Source organism: Georgenia sp. AZ-5, from assembly GCF_043952095.1.
GTDB lineage: Bacteria > Actinomycetota > Actinomycetes > Actinomycetales > Actinomycetaceae > Georgenia.
Genome location: NZ_JBINOU010000001.1, coordinates 3,203,524 through 3,220,440 on the forward strand (window position 1 = coordinate 3,203,524; position 16,917 = coordinate 3,220,440).

The window sequence follows — 16,917 nt, forward strand, 5'->3', positions numbered from 1 at the left end:
GGACGCACGACGTCCCCGCGTGCGGTTCTTCGCAGACCCCGCCCTACCCCGCCGGCGGGGCCTGCCGCGCGCGCTCCAGGAGCTTCTCGGGCGTGGCGCCCTCGCCCTCCCACCGCGACTCGACGAACCAGGTGACGCCGGCCTCCTCGAGGGCCCGGACCCTTTCCCGCGCCTGGGCCGGCTCCTCGGGGAGCACGCCCTCCACCACGATGTCGTACGGGCCCGACAGGCCCGCCGCGGCGCGCCGCTCCGCCACATGGTCCGCGATCGCGCGCAGCTCCTGCGGGGTCAGCGGCTCGAAGGGGTCGCCGTGACGCGAGGGCAGGATGCCGTCCCACGCGATCGCACGCTGCATCGACCGGGGCGCCGGCCACACGCCGACGATCCAGACCGGGACCCGGGGCCGCTGCACCGGCCTGGGCCGGAAGACCAGGTCACGCACCTGATACTGCTTGCCGGTGTAGCTGAACGTCTCGCCCCTCCACGCCAGGTCGAGGATGGCGAGGGCGTCGTCGAGGCGCTCGGCGCGCGTGCGGCGCTCGACGTCGTCGCCCGAGACGCGGCTGTACCCGCCGTCGTCCGTCGCGCCCAGGCCGACCGGGATGACCAGCCGCCCGCCGCTGAGATGGTCGACCGTGAGCGCCTCCCTGGCCACCTTCCACGGCCGCCGGCGCGCCAGCGAGAAGACCATGGCGCCGAGCCGGATGCGCGAGGTCTTCACGGCGATGGCGCCGAGGAGGGTCCACGGGTCGAAGGTGTCGATCGCGCCGACGCTGATGCCGTCCCAGGCGAAGAACCCGTCCCAGCCGGCGCGCTCGGCCTCGACGGCGAGGTCGACCATCTGCTGGGCGGAGCCGAAGGTTCCGATCAGGCCGAACTTCATGGCGTGACCGTATTGGCCGGCGCACCCCGCCGGAAGGCCCTTGGCCGGCCCGGGCGTCAGGCGGCCCGGCGGAGGAAGTCCTCGAGCAGCGGCCCGGCGGTCTGGGCGCCGGCGATCCCGTCCTCGACGAAGACGGCCACCGCGAGGTCGCCCCGGAACGCGATCATCCACGCGTGGGCGCGCGGCGGGTCGTCGGTGCCGTACTCGGCCGTGCCGCTCTTGGCGCTCACCGGATCGCCGGGCACGTCGGCCAGGAACGTGGACGTGCCGTCGACGACGACGGCGCGCATCATCTCGCGCAGCGCCTGCGCCTCCGCCTCGGTCAGGGGGGCCGGCTCGGCCACCGCACCCCCGGCCGCGTCGTCGGCGGCGTCGTCGGCACCGTCCGCGGCGTCGCCGCCCGCTCCCTCGGCGCCCTCCGTGCCTGAGCCCTCGCTCTCCGCGGGCGCGGGCGGCTCCCCGCCGACGTCCGTGACCAGCACCGGGGTGACGCGCTCCCCCCGGGCGACGGAGGCGGCCACCGTCGCCATGGCGAGCGGCGAGGCCTGGATGCGGCCCTGCCCGATCATCGACGCGGCGTGCTCGGTGCCGCTCGCGTCGGCGGGCACCTCGCCGTCGACGGCGGGCACGCCGAGCTGCGCCGGCACGCCCAGGCCGAGCGAGGCGGCGGCGTCGGCGAGGTCCTGCGCGCCGGCGCGGTCGCGGGCGGCGATGAAGACGGTGTTGCAGGAGCTGGCGACGGCGCCCTGGAGCGTCGTCGGGCCGACGTCGCCGGCAGGGAAGTCGGGATAGTTCGAGAACTCGCGCCCGTCCACCGTGATGGTGGGCGTGCACTCCACCGGCGACTGCGGCGTGAGGCCCGAGCGGAGCAGGGCCAGGGCGGTGGCGACCTTGAAGGTCGAGCCGGGGGCGTAGGCGCCGAGGGTCGCGGTGCTGAACCCCCGCGATCCCGGGCCGCTGGCGGCGGCGAGCACCTCGCCGGTGGACGGGCGCAGCGCCACGATCGCGCCGGCGGGTGCCACCGGCTCGAGGACCGACTCGGCGACCATCTGCAGCCGCGGGTCCAGGGTGACCGTGACGTCCTGGCCGGCCACCGGCTCGGAGGTGTACAGCTCCGTCGTCGTGCCGTCCGCGCGCCGGACCACGAAGGAGGTGCCCGGCGTGCCCCGGAGCGCCTCGTCGTACTGGCGCTGCAGCCCGGAGAGCCCGACCTCCTCGCCCGCGCGGACGGCGCCGTCGGACTCCTCGACGATCTCCGCGGTCGCGGCCCCGACCGTGCCGAGGATGGGGCGGGCGAAGCCGCTGGTGGGCGCGAGCGGCAGCTCGTCCTCGACGACGAGGACGCCGGGCAGCCCGCGCACCGCCGGCACGTCGACGCCCGCGGTGTCGTACTGCCGCACGACGATGGCCTCGACGAAGGCCCTGGGACCCGCGGCCGCCGCCCGGTCGGCGAAGGCCTGCGGGTCCTCGAAGCCGAGCGCGGCGGCCAGGCCGGCGGCGGCCGCCGCGACGTCGGCCTCGGCAAGGTTGGCCCTGTCGATCCCGATGCGCAGCACCGGCCGGACCGTGACGATCGGCCCCCCGCCCGCGCCGAGGATCTCGCCGCGCTCGGCGGGCGTGCGCGTGACGTCGAGGACGCCGTCCTCGCCCAGGTCGGGATGGATCAGCTCGCGGGCCCACGTCACGGTCCAGCGCTCGCCGTCGTGGACGAGCTGCCCCTCGGTGCGGTAGGCGAGCTCACCCTCGGCCGCGCCGTCGGCCTCCGCACCGGCCGCGTCGGCGTCCGCGCCGTCCAGGTCCCAGGACCACTCCAGGGCGACCGTCGCCGTCGGCCGCTCGCCGCCGTCGTCGACCTCGCCCACCTCGGCGTCGACGGCGTGCGGCAGGTCCGCGACGGCGCCGAGGGCCTCCTCGACGTCCGCCGCAGCCTGCTCGCGCGTCCCCTCGTCGAGCGGAGCGGAGGCCAGGTCCCCGGTCGCCAGCGCCTCGGCGAGGGCGTCGGCGGCAGCGGCGGGGTCCGGCGTCGGGCTGCAGGCGGTCAGCGCGCCCGCGAGCCCGAGGACGGCCGTCAGCCCGGCGGCGCGAGAGGAGAGGTGCGGCGTCCGCGCCGCTCGAATGCCCACGACGGAGAAGATCTCACACCTCCCGCCGGCCGGTGGGGAATTATCGGACGGCACGCCCCGCCCCCGGGGGGGCCCCTGAGGCGCGGCGCGTGGGGCTCGGGGGAGAGCCAGGGGAAATCCCCATGTCGCCGCGCCCCGCCGGCTGCCACGCTGAATCCGTCGCCGCGCACGCAAGGCCGGCCCCGCACAGCCAGAACAGCCATCACCAGGACAGGAAGACCGATGAACCTGCGCACGCTCGCCGCCCTCACGCTGGTCGTCGCGCCGCCGGCGCTGCTCGCCGGGTGCGGCACCGTGGTCGGCGGGCCGCCCGGCGCCTCCGTGAGCGAGGAGCGCGAGGTCGGCGACGGCGTCCGCGTCGTCTCCCTCGACGGGGTGGGCGACGTGCGCCTGAGCACCGGCGACGAGCCGTCCCTGCGGCTCACCGCCGGGGAGAACGTCATCGAGCGGGTCATCACCGACGTGCGCGGCGACGTCCTGGTGCTGGACCTCGACGGGCCGATGTGGGGCTTCCCGGGGGACATCACCTACGACCTCGTGCTGCCGGAGGTCGAGGAGCTCCGGGTCGACGGTGCCGGCTCGGTCGACGCCGACCTCTCCCCCGGCGAGAGCCTCACCGTCGACCTCGACGGCGCCGGCGACCTCAACGCCAGCGGGGTCGACGTCGCGGACCTGACCGTGTCGGTCGACGGCGCCGGCTCGGTGGCCCTGGACGGGCGCGCGGAGCGGCAGACCGTCTCGATCGACGGTGTCGGCGAGTACTCCGGCGAGAACCTCGTGAGCATCGACGCCGACGTAACCATCGGCGGCGCGGGCAGCGCCCGCGTCCACGCCACCGGAACCCTGCGGGCGGCGGTCGACGGCGCCGGCGAGATCGTCCACACCGGCGGCGCCGGAGTGACCAGCGAGGTCTCCGGGGCGGGCGAGGTCCGGGAGGGCTGAGGGCGCCGCGGCAGCGCGGGCTGAAGCGACAGGGGCGGGCGCACCGAGGCGCCAGGGGCCGGGCGGGCGCGGCCCCGCGTGACGGACCGGCGCCTGAACCTCGCGGCGACGTCGAGATCGCCCTGGACCCCGACGGGCAGCCTGCCTAACCTGTGTGCCATGCGACATTGATCCGCATCCCCGCGTCCGGCCCGATCGCTCGCCCGGCTCGCCACCGGGTGGGCGCTCCTCGCCGAGACGATCCCGCTGTACCCGCTCTACGCGCTGCTCTTCGCCGACACCGGCCTGGGCGACGCGCAGATCTCCGGGCTGTTCGCGATCTGGTCGGCCGTCGCCGTCGTCGCCGAGGTGCCGACCGGGATGCTCGCGGACCGCTCCTCGCGCCGCGGCGCCCTGGTGGCCGCCGGCGTGCTGGAGGCCGCCGGTTTCGCGCTGTGGGTGGCGCTCCCCGGCTTCCCCGGCTTCGCCGCCGGGTTCGTGCTGTGGGGCGTTGGTGGCTCGCTGACCTCGGGGGCGTTCGAGGCGCTGCTCTTCGACGGCCTGGCGGCCGTCGGCGCCGAGGACCGCTACCCCCGGCTGCTGGCCCGCGTCACGTCCGCCGGGCTCGTCGCCCAGCTGCCGGCCGCCGCGCTCGCGACCGTGCTGTTCAGCTGGGGCGGGTACGCGCTGGCCGGCTGGTTCAGCGTCGGGATCGCCCTGGCGGCGGGCGCCCTGGCCGCCCTCTTCCCGGAGGCGCCGCACGCCCGGGTCACAGGGGAGGCGGACGGCGACGCCGGCGGCTACCTGAGCCGGGTGCTCGCCGAGCTGCGGACCACCGCGGCGCTGCCCGGCGTGCGCGGGATCGTGCTCGCCGTCGCGCTGCTCACCGCGCTGGACGCGGCCGAGGAGTACTTCACCCTGCTGGCCCAGGACTGGGGCGTGCCCACGGCCGCGATCCCCGTCGTCGTGGTCGCCGTCCCGCTCGCCGGCGCCCTCGGCGCCCACCTGGGCGGCTGGGCGGCCCGGTCGCGCGCCGGGACCCTCGCGGCGCTGCTGGGGCTGGCCGCCGCGCTGCTCGGCGCGGCGGCCGTCGTGGGCAGCCCGGCCGGGATCGCGGCCGTGGCTGTCTTCTACGGCGTGTGCCAGCTGACGCAGGTGGTGGTGGACGCCCGGCTGCAGGCGCACATCCCCAGCCACCTGCGCGCGACGGTGACGTCGGTGGCGGGGCTCGGCTCGGAGGCGGCGTCGTTCGCGGTGTTCGCCGCCTGGGCGCTGGGCCAGGGGCTCGCGATCGCGGCGCTCGTGGGGGCGCTGGCCGCCGCGCTCCCCCTGCTGCTGCGCGCGCGCCGGTAGCCGCGCGGGAGGCCGCCCGCCCGGCTGGACGACGACGCCCGGCCGGGCAGGACGACGACGCCCGGCCGGGCTAGACGACGACGCCCGACCTGCCGAGCAGGTTGCCGATGAGGAAGGTGGCCGCGAGCGCGAGGGCGCCGCCGACGACCACCCGGACGGCCGCGCGGGCGCGCGAGCCACCGCCGATCCAGGCGGCCACGTAGCCGGTGAGCGAGAGGGCCAGCAGGGTGACGACGAAGGTGATCGCGACGCGGGAGGCGGGCGGCGGCAGCAGGATCGCCAGCATCGGCAGCGCCGCACCGATGGAGAACGCCACGGCCGAGGCGAGCGCCGCGTGCCAGGGGCTGACGACGTCGTCCTGGTCGATCCCGAGCTCGGCGGCGAGGTGGGCCGCGAGCGCGTCGCGCTCGGTGAGCTCGGCGGCCGCCTGGCGGGCCGTCTCGGGCGAGATGCCCTGGCGCTCGTAGATGCCGGCGAGCTCCTCCAGCTCCCCCTCCGGGTCGTCCTCGAGCTCCCGGCGCTCGAGCTCGATGAGGCTGCGCTCGGAGTCGCGCTGGCTGCTCACCGACACGTACTCGCCGAGGGCCATGGACACCGCCCCGCCGACCGCGGCCGCGGCCCCGGCGGTGGCGATGGCCCCGGTGCTCGCCGTCGCCCCGGCGACGCCGACGACCACGGCGGCCGTGGAGACGATCCCGTCGTTGGCACCCAGGACCCCGGCACGGAGCCAGTTCAGGCGCGCCGCGAGACCGCCGCCGCCGTGGGGCTCCCTCCGCCAGGCGTGCGTGGTCACCCGAGCAGCGAAGCACCGGAGCGGTCCAGTGGCAACGGGCGGACTCCTCGCGGTCTGGCGGACACGTTGCGTTCGCTATTGGTAAGTCGTAACTTACCGAAAGTGCGGAGCGGCCACGTCCTCGACGCGCTCGGGGACCCGACGCGGCGGCAGATCATGGACCGGCTCGCCGCCGGTCCCGCCGCCGTGGGGCAGCTCGCCGCGGACCTGCCGGTCAGCCGCCCCGCCGTGTCGCAGCACCTGCGGGTGCTGGAGGGCTGCGGCCTGGTCGCCCACGACGCGGACGGCACGCGCCACGTCTACCGCGTCGCCCCCGACGGCCTGCTCGCGCTGCGCGGCTGGCTGGACGAGTACTGGGCGACGGTGCGGCAGAACTTCGCGGACCACGCCGAGAACACCTCGAGGAGCCAGCCATGAGCACCACCGGACCCGCCACGAGTGCCGCACCCAGCGTCCCACTGGTCAAGACCGTCACCGTTCCCGTCGGCGTGGACCGCGCGTTCGAGCTGTTCACGGAGGAGATGAGCCGGTGGTGGCCGCTCGTCACCCATTCCGTGGGCGAGGCGCAGGCGACTGGCGTCACCCTCGAGGGCCGGCTCGGGGGCCGCATCGTCGAGACCCTCGCCGACGGCAGCACCTCCGTGTGGGGCACCGTGACGGCGTGGGAGCCGCCGGGCGTGGTGGCGTTCACGTGGCACCCCGGCCGCGGCGCCGACGAGGCCACCGCCGTGGAGATGCACTTCACCGAGGCCGACGGCGGCACGTTCGTCCGGCTGAGCCACTCGGGCTGGGCGGCCCGCGACGACGCCGGTAGCGCCTGGCGCAGCTATGACACCGGGTGGGAGCGGGTCCTGGCGCGGTACGCACGGCTCGCCTCCGGCGCGGCGGGGTAGACGGAACACCGCGCGCGAAGGGCGGAGGCGGGCGCCCCGCGTTGCGCGTCGGCCGGGCCGGGCCGACCATGGACGAGCCGCACCCAGTGCACGGTCGCTCAACGAGGAGGAACCGATGTCTTCTGTCGCACGTGTCACCACCATCACGGCCCGCTCGGAGAAGAGCTTCGAGGACGCCATCCGGGTCGGAGTCGAGCGCTCCACCTCGACGCTGCGCCACGTGCGCGCCGCCTGGGTCAAGGAGCAGGAGGTCGCGATCGGCGAGGACGGCCAGATCACGTCGTGGGAGGTCGTGCTCGAGGTGACGTTCGTCCTCGAGTAGGGCCACCCCCAGCGCGCACACGGGACGGCAGGCGGCCCGCCGGGCTGGGCCACCTTCGAACGATCCTCAGAGATGCAGCTCGCTGCCCTCGGCGGTGACGAGGTGCGCGTCCGGGTCGTCGAACCAGTGGCCGTCGGTGCCCAGGTACCGGAACCGTACGCGCGAGCCCGCCGGCACGGTGACGGACGCGCTCATGGTGCCGTTGCTGCGCTTCCGCAGCGGGTGGGCGCCGGGCGTCCAGTCGTTGAAGTCGCCCACCACGCTGACGGCCCCCGCCGGGTGGTTGGCCGGCAGCGAGAACGTCAGCTTGTATCCCGCACCCTTGGGCAGTCGTGACTGCTTGATCACGGCGGATCCCCCTTCGTCCGTGCGACGCCGCCTTGGGGCGTCTCTGTGCGGGATGCTGGCAGGCCGGGCGGGGTCGTGTCAGCGGACACACCGACGAATGTCGACCTGTTCGGGGCGACCGCCGCCGGTCACCCTGGGCTCGGCCGGCTCATGTTGCGACGTCCCCGCAGGTCCTGCACGGATGGGGACGGCCGCCTACGCCAACCACGGCGCGACGGGACCGGCAGAGGTGATCCCCCTCACACCTCCTCTGCGCCACCGCCTGTCTCACCAGCCGGGCACAGAGGTGCGCGACGTCGGTGCGGCGGAGCTCAGACCGGAAGCTCCAGGGCCACGTCGTCCACGCCCTTGTCCGGGCGCCAGCCGCGCCAGCGCGGATGCCGCAGCCGTCCGTCGCTGGTCCACTCGGACAGCTCGACCTCGGCCACCCGGTCGGGCTCGACCCAGTGCGCGTCCCGGGCGTCGAGCCTGGGCACGTCGTCGGCCGGCGGCGTCGGCCGCTCGACGGCGGAGAGCTCGGCGACGAGCTCGCGCGCCTGCTTCTGGGTCAGGCCCGACCCCACCCGGCCGGCGTACCGCAGCGGGCGGCCGGGCTCGCCCACCGGTCCGTCCGGGACGGCGACGAGCAGGGACCCGACGGCGCCGGCGCGCGTGCCCTGGCCGGGGCGCCAGCCGATCACGACGACCTCCTGGGTCAGGGAGTGCTTGACCTTGACCCACGCGGGCGAGCGGCGGCCGGGGGTGTAGCGCGAGTCGCGCCGCTTGGCCACCACCCCCTCCAGCCCCCACGTGCGGCTCGCGCGGACGGCGGCGTCGACGTCCCCCTCGAACACCTCGGGCACCTCCACGAGCCGGTGGGCGCCGGGGTCCACCACCTCGCGCAGCCGGGCGCGACGCTCGTCGTAGGTCAGGTCCAGCAGCGACTCGTCCCCGACCTCGAGGACGTCGAAGAGCATCAGCCGCACCGGGCTGGCCGCGGCCTGCCGGGCTACCTGGCGGTCGTCGCCCAGGTTGAAGCGCTTCTGGAGCAGCCCGAAGCTCGGCCGGCCCCGGGCGTCAAGGGCGACGATCTCGCCGTCCAGCACCGCCCGCCCGGCCGGCACGGCGCCGGCGACGCCCGCCAGCTCCGGGTACAGGCGGGTGACGTCGTTGCCGTTGCGGCTCATCAGCCGCACCTCGCCGTCGTCGATCCCGACGATTGCGCGCACGCCGTCCCACTTCATCTCCAGCGCCCAGTCGTGCTCGTCGGAGAGCTGGTGGAGGCTCCCGAGGGTGGCGAGCATGGGGGTGGGCAGGCGGTCACGGCGCCCGTCGGTGGCCGCGCCGGTGACCCGCGCGGAGGCGGCCGCACCGGCGGCGCGAGCACGCCGGGCGGAGCCCGCGGCGGCGGGCACCTCGCGCGTCGTCTCCTCCCGGGCGGTGGCCGGACCGCGTCCCGCCGGGTCGGTGACGGTCCGGTCCCGCGAGGACTCCGGCGACCTCGACCCAGCTGACGCCGACCGCCCGGCGGCGGCCGGCTCTTGCGGGGACGACTCCCGCGACTCCCGCCCCCGTGACGCCGACCTGCCCGCGGTGGCGGGCTTGCGAGCCGCGGGCTCCCGCGAGCCGCCGGCCGTGGCGCTGCCCGCCTCCATCAGGTGGATGAGCCAGTGGTTGGCGTCCTTTCCCCCGCGCCGGCCGGTGCGGACCAGCACGAACCTGGCGGTCCGGCCCGGGCCCTCGATGGCCAGCCCGCCGTCCTCGCGGCCGGTCAGGACCGCGATGACCTCCTTGCCCTCGTGCCACTTGTGCAGCTCGTAGGTGCCCGAGTCCCAGATCTTCACCTCGCCGCCGCCGTACTCCCCGGCGGGGATCGTCCCCGCGAAGGTGCCGTACTCCATCGGGTGGTCCTCGGTCTGGACGGCCAGGTGGTTCTTCCTCGGGTCCGTGGGAACGCCCTTGGGCAGCGCCCAGCTCACCAGGACCCCCTCGTGCGAGAGGCGGAAGTCCCAGTGCAGGCGGCGGGCGTGGTGCTCCTGGATGACGAAGGTCTGCGCGGCCTCGGAGTAGTCGCCGATCTGGTCCGGCACCGGCTCGGGGGTCCTGGCCGGGTCGCGCATGGCCCGGTAGGTGGCGAGCCGGTCCTGCCGCCGCCGGGCGCCGACGGCGCCGGTGGTGTCCTTGCGGGGCGCGTGGGCGCGCCGCGACTCGGGTGTGCCACCGGGGGCGGTGGTGACGTCGATGACCTCCCGGGCCTCCGGCGCCCGTTCGCCCGGGTCGGTGTAGGGCTCCTCGTACACGTCGAGCAGCACGGCCATCGGGTCGCCCAGCGTCCGCACCCGCTCCAGCACCTCGTCGTGCTCCAGGTGGGCCAGCGACGGGGAGTCCAGCTCCTCCCAGGTCCGCGGCGCGGCGACCGTGGGGTGCTCGCGCCCCCGCAGGGAGTAGGGCGCGATCGTGGTCTTGTTGCCGTTGTTCTGCGACCAGTCGACGAGCACCTTGCCCCGGCGCAGCGTCTTCTTCATGTCCGAGACCACGAGGTCCGGGTGGTCGGCCTCCATGGCCCGGGCCAGCTCGTGGGCGATCGCGTTGATCTCGTCCGAGGTGTGCGCGCCGTCCAGCGCGGCGTACAGGTGGATGCCCTTCGATCCCGAGGTCACGGGCACCGGCTCCAGCCCGGCCCCCTCGAGCAGGCCGCGGGCGACGCGTGCCACCTCGGCGCACTCGGGCAGGCCGGTGCCCTCGCCGGGATCGAGGTCGAGCACCATGCGGTCGGGGTTCCGCGGCTCGCCGTCGCTGCCGAAACGCCACTGGGGGACGTGGATCTCCAGCGCCGCGACCTGGCCCAGCCAGGCGAGCGTGGCGGCGTCGTTGACCAGCGGGTAGGTCTTGGCCCCCGAGGAGTGCTCGATGTCCGCGCGCACCACCCACTCCGGGGCGCCGGCCTCGAGGTTCTTGATGAAGAACACCTCGCCGGGGCTCTCGGCGGTGCCGACCCCGTTCGGCCAGCGCTTGCGGGTGGCCGGCCGCCCGGCGCAGTGCGGCAGCATGACCGGCGCGATCTGGGCGAGGTAGGCCAGGACCTCGGCCTTGGTGGTGCCCGTCGCGGGATAGAGCACCTTGGACAGGTTGGTCAGGCGCAGGCGACGGCCCTCGATCAGGACGGTCTCCGGGTTGTCGCTGGCCATGGGCACATCGTGACCCGGCGGCCCGGTTCCCGCATCGGCAGGCACCTCCGGGAGGCGCCGGGCAGGGCCGCTCCCCCTCGCCGCGCGCCGGGCAGGGCCGCTCCCCCTTGCCGCGCGCCGGGCAGGGCCGCTCCCCCTCGCCGCGCGCCGGGCAGGGCCGCTCCCCCTTGCCGCGCGCCGGCGGCCGTCCGGGCGCCGGCCTCCTCCGGCGACGCTCTCGTCCGGGGCAGAACCGGATCGCCGCTCTCCGCCTCACGGGCCGGGAGAAGCGTGTGACTCGCCGCGGCGCGCGAATACAACACTTTCTCTCCTGATCACAAAACCGTTGCACATACGTGTGGCCCGGGCGAGCGCTGATTTGCCGAAACACCCGTGTGTTATAACTGTCGTCACATTGAGAGGTGCGTCACACGATCGGACAGCTCAGTGCTGCCGCGGCTTCGGCGCGCACCGTGACAGGGGGCGACACCATGGCAGCTCTTCACGCACGGCGCCGTGCCGCGGGAGTCATCGGCATCTCGGCCGCGCTCGCACTGGTGCTCGCCGCCTGCGCCGAGACGGAGGGCCCCGAGGGGGGCGGCGAAGCCACCGGCGGGGGCGGCGCCGACGGCGAGGGCATCACCGTCGGCACCACCGACGTGGTCACCTCCCTGGACCCTGCCGGCTCCTATGACAGCGGTTCGTTCGCCGTGCAGATCCAGGTCTTCCCCTTCCTCATGGACAGCCCCTACGGGAGCCCCGACGTCGAGCCCAGCATCGCCGAGAGCGCCGAGTTCACCTCGCCGACCGAGTACACGGTCACGCTGAAGGAGGGCCTGACGTTCGCCAACGGGAACGAGCTGACCGCCTCGGACGTGAAGTTCACCTTCGACCGCCAGCTCGCGATCAACGACCCCAACGGTCCGGCAGCCCTGCTCGCCAACCTGGAGAGCACCGAGGCCGCCGATGACCGGACGGTCGTCTTCACCCTCAAGAGCGAGAACGACCAGACCTTCCCGCAGGTGCTGTCCTCGCCCGCGGGCCCCGTGGTGGACGAGGAGGTGTTCTCCGCCACCGAGCTGACGCCGGCCGACGCGATCGTCGAGGGCAACGCGTTCGCGGGCCCGTACGCCATCACGGACTACGCCCAGAACGAGCTGATCCAGTACGAGGCCTTCGAGGACTACCAGGGACTGACCGCGGCACCGGAGACAACTTCCGTCACCGCGCAGTACTTCACCGAGGAGACCTCGCTGAAGCTGGCCGTGCAGGAAGGCGATGTCGACGTCGCCTACCGCAGCCTCAGCCCCACCGACCTCGCGGACCTGCGGGAGGACGACAACGTCGAGGTCTACGACGGCCCGGGCGGGGAGATTCGTTACATCGTGTTCAACTTCAACACCCAGCCCTTCGGCGCCACCACCGCTGAGCCGGACCCAGCCAAGGCGGCGGCGGTGCGAACGGCGGCCGCGCACCTGCTGGACCGCGAGGCGCTGTCGCAAGAGATCTACCAGGGCACGTACGCGCCGCTGTTCTCCTACGTCCCCGAGGGGCTCACGGGTGCGGCGGAACCGCTCCGGAGCCTCTACGGCGACGGGGAAGGCGGCCCGGACCCGGACGCCGCAGCGGCAGTCCTCACCGACGCGGGCGTCGAGACCCCCGTCCAGCTGAACCTGCAGTACAGCCCCGACCACTACGGCAACTCCTCCGACGAGGAGTACGCCATGATCGAGAGCCAGCTCGAGGGGACCGGCCTGTTCGACGTCACCCTGCAGTCGACGCTGTGGGACACGTACACCAACGAGCGCCGCGAGGACCTCTACCCGGCGTACCAGCTGGGCTGGTTCCCCGACTTCTCCGACGCCGACAACTACCTGACGCCGTTCTTCCTTGCGGAGACGAGCTTCCTGGGCAACCACCACAGCAACCCGGAGGTCGAGCAGGTCATCCGCCAGCAGTCCACCACGGCCGACGAGGCGGAGCGCACGGCACTGCTGGAGCAGGCGCAGCAGATGCTCGCGGAGGACCTTCCCACGCTGCCGTACCTGCAGGGCGCGCAGGTGGCCGTCGCCAGCACCGACATCGCCGGCGTGGAGACCACGCTCGACCCCTCCTTCAAGTTCCGTTACGCCGCGCTCGGCCGCTGAGCACCGCGGGTCGGGGCGGGGGTCCGGACCGTCGCCCCGACAGTCCGCCGCGGTGCGGCGGCCGAGCTCGGCGCCCCGGCCTGCCCGGCGCTCCCGCCGGGCGCGGAACCACCCCTGAGAGGACACCATCTCGGTGACGATCGTCGACGAACGCACCGTCGGCAGCACCGCTGCCGTCAAGACCGGCGGTGGCTCCGGGCTGGGCCGCTACGTCGTCGTCCGGGCGTTGCTGATCGTCCCCACGGTCTTCATCCTGGTCACCCTGGTGTTCGTCCTCATGCGGGTGGTCGGTGACCCCATCACCGCGTCCATGGGCGGGCGGCTGTCCGAGGCACAGCTCGCCGAACGCCTGGCCGAGGCCGGCTACGACAGACCGATCCTTGCCCAGTACCTGGAGTACCTCGGGCAGATATTCACCGGAGACTTCGGCCGGACCATCACCGACAACAGGGCCATCAGCGAGATCCTCGTGACCTACGGCGCGGCCACGCTCGAGCTCGTCTTCTTCGCGCTCATCGTCGCCTTCGTCGTCGGCGTCCCGCTGGGCATGCTCGCCGCATACCTCCGCGACCGGTGGCCGGACGCCGCCCTCCGCGTGTTCGCCATCCTCTGCTACGCCACGCCGGTGTTCTTCGCCGGGCTGCTCCTCAAGCTGGTCTTCTCGGTGTGGCTCGGCTGGTTCCCGCTCGGCGGCCGGGCGAGCACGGACGTCCAGCTGGTCCTGGGACGCATCTCCGGCTCCACCGGCATCAACATCGTCGACGCCCTGCGGACCGGGCGCTGGGACCTCATCAGCGACATCCTGCTCCACGCCGCTCTGCCGGCGGCGACGCTCGGACTTCTCACGGCCGGGGTGTTCCTGCGCCTGGTGCGCACCAACCTCATCGGCACCCTGTCCATGGACTACGTCGACGCCGCCCGCTCCCGCGGGGTGGGCGAGGCGCGGCTCGTGCGCAAGCACGCCTACAAGCCGGCGCTCATCCCGATCATCACGGTGATGGGACTGCAGATCGCGCTCATGCTCGGTGGGGCCGTGCTGACCGAGACCACCTTCGAGTGGCGCGGGCTGGGCTTCCAGCTCGCGCAGTACCTCGCCGACCGTGACTTCGTCGCTGTCCAGGGCATCGTGGCTCTGCTCGCCGTCATCGTGGCCGTCACCAACTTCGTCGTGGACGTCATCGCCGCCCTGATCGACCCGCGGGTGAGGTACTGATGAGCGAGATCGTCGAGAACGAGCTGGCGAAGGACACCGAGCTCGAGCGCGAGGCGCCGATCACGGACGTCGTCGTCCACGGCTCGTCGGTCGAGCCCCGATGGAAGAAGCTGCCTGGCGTCTGGCAGCTGCGCCGCTCCGTCGGGCTCCAGCGCGGCATGCTCGTCGCCGGCCTGGTGCTGTGCGTCGTGTTCGTGGTCCTCGCGGTGCTGGCGCCGGTTCTTGCGCCGTACTCCTACAACCAGCTGAGCGGGCCGGAGGGGAACTTCCCCCGTCAGGCCCCACCGTCGCCCGAGCACGTCTGGGGCACCACGGTAGGTGGCTACGACGTGCTCTCGCGGGTGATCTGGGGCTCCCAGACCGCGCTGCTCACCGTCGTGCTCGCCGTGCTCGCCTCCATCTTCCTCGGGATCGCACTGGGTCTGGTGTCCGGCTACCTCGGCAGCTGGGTGGACCGCGTCCTCGTGACGATCGCCGACGCCGTCTACGCCTTCCCCACGCTGCTGCTGGCGATCGTGGTGTCGATCATCATCAGCGGCGGCCAGTCGAGCTTCATCGGCGGGGTGCTCTCCGCGGCCATCTCCATCACCGTGATCTTCATCCCCCAGTACTTCCGGGTGGTGCGCGCAGAGACCGTACGGCTGAAGGCGGAGGCGTTCGTCGAGTCGGCTCGGGTGGTGGGCGCGTCCACACCCCGCATCCTCACCCGCCACGTGCTGCGCAACGCCACGCGCTCGTTGCCCCTGATCGTCACCCTCAACTCGTCCGAGGCGATCCTGACCCTCGCGGCACTGGGCTTCCTGGGGTTCGGCGTCAACCCCACGGCGGCCGCGGAGTGGGGCTTCGACCTCAACCGGGCCCTGGCCGACACCGCGAGCGGCATCTGGTGGACCGGCATCTTCCCCGGCGCCGCGATCGTGCTGCTCGTGCTGGGGATCACGCTCGTGGGCGAGAGCCTCAACGACCTGTCGGACCCGCGCCTCCGGATCCGCCGCCGCGCTCCCAAGGGCGTCCCGCGCACGACGGCCCCGTTCGAGACCGCCGCCACCCCCGCGGTGCGGCGGGAGGGAGGCCGGGCATGAGCGCCGTCGTCGAGATCAAGGATCTCCACGTCAGCTTCGCCACCGACGCCGGACCCGTCCGGGCGGTGCGGGGCGTCTCGCTCAGCGTCTCACCGGGCCAGGTGCTGGCCATCGTCGGTGAGTCCGGCTCCGGGAAGACCGTCACCGCCAAGACGATCCTCAAGCTGCTGCCCGAGACGGCGACCGTCTCCGGCGCCGTGCTGCTCGCCGGCCAGGACCTCGTCACCCTCGACGCCGCGGCGGTGCGCGAGGCCCGCGGCAGGGACGTGGCGATGGTCTTCCAGGAGCCGTCCACCGCGCTCAACCCGGTGTTCACCGTCGGCTGGCAGATCGCCGAGGGGCTGCGTGCCCATGGCCAGGTCAGCAAGAAGGAGTCACGAGCCAGGGCGATCGACATCCTGCGCAGGGTCGGCATCCCCGAGCCGGAGAAGCGGGTGGACCACTACCCGCACCAGTTCTCGGGCGGGCAGAAGCAGCGGATCGTCGTCGCGATGGCGCTCGTGCTGGGGCCGAAGGTGGTGGTCGCCGACGAGCCCACCACCGCCCTCGACGTCACCGTGCAGGCCGAGATCCTGGACCTCCTGCGCCGCGTACGCGACGAGTTCGGTTCCGCCATCGTGCTCATCACCCACAACATGGGCGTGGTGGCGGACCTCGCCGACCGGGTCGCCGTCATGTACCAGGGCGAGGTCGTCGAGGAGGCCGGCGCGCGCGAGCTCTTCGCGAACCCCCGCCACAGCTACACCCGCCGCCTCCTCGCGGCGGGGCCGAGGCTCGGCTCCCCCTCCCCCCGCGTCACGACGGGCAAGGCGGGGCGGGGGAACGTGGAGGGTGCTCCTCCCGGGCACGCCGTCGTCGTGGCGCGAGATCTCGAGGTGGTCTATCCCGGCCGGCTCGGCCGCCGCGGCTATCTCGCCGTGGACCGCGTCAGCTTCTCCATCGCACCGGGCGAGGTGCTCGGCATGGTCGGGGAGTCGGGGTCGGGCAAGACCACCATCGGCCGGGTGATCGCGGGCCTGACCCGTGCCACCGGCGGGTCGCTGGAGGTGCTGGGCCACGAGATGGTGGGGTTCACGGAGCGTGCCTTCAGGCCGTTGCGCTCGCGCATCGGTTTCGTCTTCCAGGACCCGGCGGCGAGCTTCAACCCGCTGCTCACCGTCGGTGAGGCGATCGCGGAGCCGCTCATCGTCCACGGCCGCGCCGGTGACGCCGCGGGCGCCCGGGGACGGGTCCACGAGCTGCTCGAGTCCGTGGAGCTGCCCGCCGCCTACGCCCAGCGGTACCCCCACGAGCTCTCCGGCGGCCAGCGCCAGCGCGCCAGCCTCGCCCGCGCGCTCGCTCTGGGCCCGGAGCTGCTCATCGCCGACGAGCCGACCTCCGCCCTGGACGTCTCCGTCCAGGCCAAGGTGCTGGAAGTCTTCACCGAGCTGCAGGAGCGCCTGGGCTTCGCCACCCTGTTCATCAGTCACGACCTCGCCGTGGTGGGCATGCTCGCCGACCGGATCGGCGTGCTCTACCGCGGACGGCTCGTCGAGCAGGGCCCGGCCGCCCAGGTGCTCGCCGACCCGCGGGACGCCTACACCCGGCGCCTGCTGGCCTCCGTGCCCGTGCCGGACCCGGTCGAGCAGGAGCGGCGGCGGGAGGCGCTGGCGAGCCTCCGCTCCTGACCCGGCTCCCCGCGTGCCGGTTCCTG

General features: G+C 74.1%; 14 protein-coding genes. 9 read left to right on the forward strand and 5 right to left on the reverse strand.

The features are described from left to right. Positions 1 to 43 precede the first annotated feature (43 nt). Together ACF0H8_RS15045 and ACF0H8_RS15050 are read right to left on the reverse strand one after the other, a co-directional pair. A complete protein-coding gene (locus ACF0H8_RS15045; RefSeq protein ID WP_395289703.1) occupies positions 44 to 883 on the reverse strand; it encodes an LLM class flavin-dependent oxidoreductase in 840 nt (279 codons plus the stop codon). Between the two features lie 56 nt (positions 884 to 939). Beyond that, positions 940 to 3,006 carry a penicillin-binding transpeptidase domain-containing protein gene (locus ACF0H8_RS15050; RefSeq protein ID WP_395289704.1) on the reverse strand — a complete coding sequence of 689 codons (2,067 nt, stop codon included), beginning with the start codon at positions 3,004 to 3,006 and terminating at the stop codon, positions 940 to 942. Positions 3,007 to 3,228: 222 nt separating this feature from the next. Between ACF0H8_RS15050 and ACF0H8_RS15055 the strand changes: the two genes are divergently transcribed. Continuing rightward, positions 3,229 to 3,948 carry a GIN domain-containing protein gene (locus ACF0H8_RS15055; RefSeq protein WP_395289705.1) on the forward strand — a complete coding sequence of 240 codons (720 nt, stop codon included), beginning with the start codon at positions 3,229 to 3,231 and terminating at the stop codon, positions 3,946 to 3,948. Between the two features lie 246 nt (positions 3,949 to 4,194). Beyond that, positions 4,195 to 5,280: an MFS transporter gene (locus ACF0H8_RS15060; protein ID WP_395290901.1), complete on the forward strand. Its 1,086-nt coding sequence runs from the start codon at positions 4,195 to 4,197 to the stop codon at positions 5,278 to 5,280. 70 nt (positions 5,281 to 5,350) lie between these two features. Here ACF0H8_RS15060 and ACF0H8_RS15065 read toward each other — a convergent pair whose 3' ends face one another. Next, on the reverse strand, positions 5,351 to 6,073 hold the full coding sequence (locus tag ACF0H8_RS15065; RefSeq protein WP_395289706.1) for a VIT family protein: 723 nt from the start codon (positions 6,071 to 6,073) through the stop codon (positions 5,351 to 5,353). 102 nt (positions 6,074 to 6,175) lie between these two features. Between ACF0H8_RS15065 and ACF0H8_RS15070 the strand changes: the two genes are divergently transcribed. The 3 genes from ACF0H8_RS15070 (at position 6,176) to ACF0H8_RS15080 (ending at position 7,288) form a co-directional block, all read left to right on the forward strand. Then, positions 6,176 to 6,490 (forward strand): ArsR/SmtB family transcription factor, encoded by a 315-nt coding sequence (locus tag ACF0H8_RS15070; protein WP_395289707.1) that lies wholly within the window; start codon positions 6,176 to 6,178, stop codon positions 6,488 to 6,490. Next, positions 6,487 to 6,966, forward strand: coding sequence for an SRPBCC domain-containing protein (locus tag ACF0H8_RS15075; RefSeq protein WP_395289708.1), 480 nt, complete (start codon positions 6,487 to 6,489; stop codon positions 6,964 to 6,966). Before ACF0H8_RS15070 ends, ACF0H8_RS15075 begins: the two co-directional genes overlap by 4 nt. Positions 6,967 to 7,081: 115 nt before the next feature. Continuing rightward, positions 7,082 to 7,288, forward strand: a complete 207-nt coding sequence (locus ACF0H8_RS15080; protein WP_395289709.1) for a dodecin family protein — start codon at positions 7,082 to 7,084, stop codon at positions 7,286 to 7,288. A 66-nt stretch (positions 7,289 to 7,354) separates the two neighbouring features. Here ACF0H8_RS15080 and ACF0H8_RS15085 read toward each other — a convergent pair whose 3' ends face one another. Both ACF0H8_RS15085 and ACF0H8_RS15090 read right to left on the reverse strand, forming a co-directional pair. Further along, the gene (locus ACF0H8_RS15085; protein WP_395289710.1) at positions 7,355 to 7,636 is read right to left on the reverse strand and encodes an isoamylase early set domain-containing protein; all 282 of its coding nucleotides are present in this window, start codon (positions 7,634 to 7,636) and stop codon (positions 7,355 to 7,357) included. Between the two features lie 311 nt (positions 7,637 to 7,947). Continuing rightward, positions 7,948 to 10,803 carry an ATP-dependent DNA ligase gene (locus ACF0H8_RS15090; RefSeq protein WP_395289711.1) on the reverse strand — a complete coding sequence of 952 codons (2,856 nt, stop codon included), beginning with the start codon at positions 10,801 to 10,803 and terminating at the stop codon, positions 7,948 to 7,950. A 470-nt stretch (positions 10,804 to 11,273) separates the two neighbouring features. Between ACF0H8_RS15090 and ACF0H8_RS15095 the strand changes: the two genes are divergently transcribed. The 4 genes from ACF0H8_RS15095 (at position 11,274) to ACF0H8_RS15110 (ending at position 16,891) form a co-directional block, all read left to right on the forward strand. After that, positions 11,274 to 12,929: an ABC transporter substrate-binding protein gene (locus tag ACF0H8_RS15095; RefSeq protein ID WP_395289712.1), complete on the forward strand. Its 1,656-nt coding sequence runs from the start codon at positions 11,274 to 11,276 to the stop codon at positions 12,927 to 12,929. Positions 12,930 to 13,062: 133 nt separating this feature from the next. After that, positions 13,063 to 14,142: an ABC transporter permease gene (locus tag ACF0H8_RS15100; RefSeq protein ID WP_395289713.1), complete on the forward strand. Its 1,080-nt coding sequence runs from the start codon at positions 13,063 to 13,065 to the stop codon at positions 14,140 to 14,142. A 158-nt stretch (positions 14,143 to 14,300) separates the two neighbouring features. Continuing rightward, positions 14,301 to 15,224, forward strand: coding sequence for an ABC transporter permease (locus tag ACF0H8_RS15105; RefSeq protein ID WP_395290902.1), 924 nt, complete (start codon positions 14,301 to 14,303; stop codon positions 15,222 to 15,224). After that, entirely contained in the window at positions 15,221 to 16,891 is a 1,671-nt protein-coding gene (locus tag ACF0H8_RS15110) for a dipeptide ABC transporter ATP-binding protein (RefSeq protein WP_395289714.1), read from the forward strand. Before ACF0H8_RS15105 ends, ACF0H8_RS15110 begins: the two co-directional genes overlap by 4 nt. Positions 16,892 to 16,917: the final 26 nt, after the last annotated feature.